We start from the raw sequence: 643 nt of genomic DNA on the forward strand, positions 1-643 counted from the left end.
GGCTTTTGACAACAGTAGCTACTTCGAATATTTGATGACACGTTTCTCTACTCCTGAGGAAGTGTTCGGCCCACTAAGCATTCAAGAATTAAAAGACAACGGTCGTTACGTAAGGCTGACCGAAGGCTACCTACCAACCGCGCAAGTTGTATTCCTTGATGAGATCTGGAAAGCAGGCCCTGCCATTCTCAATACGTTACTGACTGTGGTTAACGAAAAGACATTTAAAAATGGCGCAGACATTGAGCGCGTGCCGATGCGCTTGTTGGTTTCAGCGTCTAATGAACTTCCAGATGAAGACAGCGGCCTAGAAGCACTTTATGATCGAATGTTAGTTCGTGTGTTCGTCAACCGTATTCAAAACAAACAAAACTTCAAATCGATGCTAACGACAGGTACTTCTCAAGAAGCCGTCATTCCAAAAGGGTTAGCGATTACAGACATTGAATATCATCAATGGCAGAAAGAACTCGATAATCTGGAGCTGACGGATAACTCGTTTAACAAGTTATTTGAGCTAAAAACCATGCTTGAAGACACGGTTAAGAAGCAAGGTTCAGCATCAGAGTCGGATTTGTATGTTTCGGACAGACGCTGGAAGAAAGCGGTTAAACTATTGAAAGCGAGCGCATTCTTCAGTGGC

At 43.7% G+C, this 643-nt stretch carries 1 protein-coding gene; it reads left to right on the forward strand.

What is annotated here, in order from left to right; genetic code table 11:
• Window positions 1–643 (forward strand): AAA family ATPase (locus tag AB4653_RS28065; RefSeq protein ID WP_372105904.1); only part of this gene is annotated, 643 nt, incomplete at both ends.

Origin of the sequence: Vibrio sp. 10N.222.48.A3 (genome assembly GCF_041475345.1) — a bacterium.
In the GTDB taxonomy this organism is placed as follows: Bacteria; Pseudomonadota; Gammaproteobacteria; order Enterobacterales; family Vibrionaceae; genus Vibrio; species Vibrio tasmaniensis_A.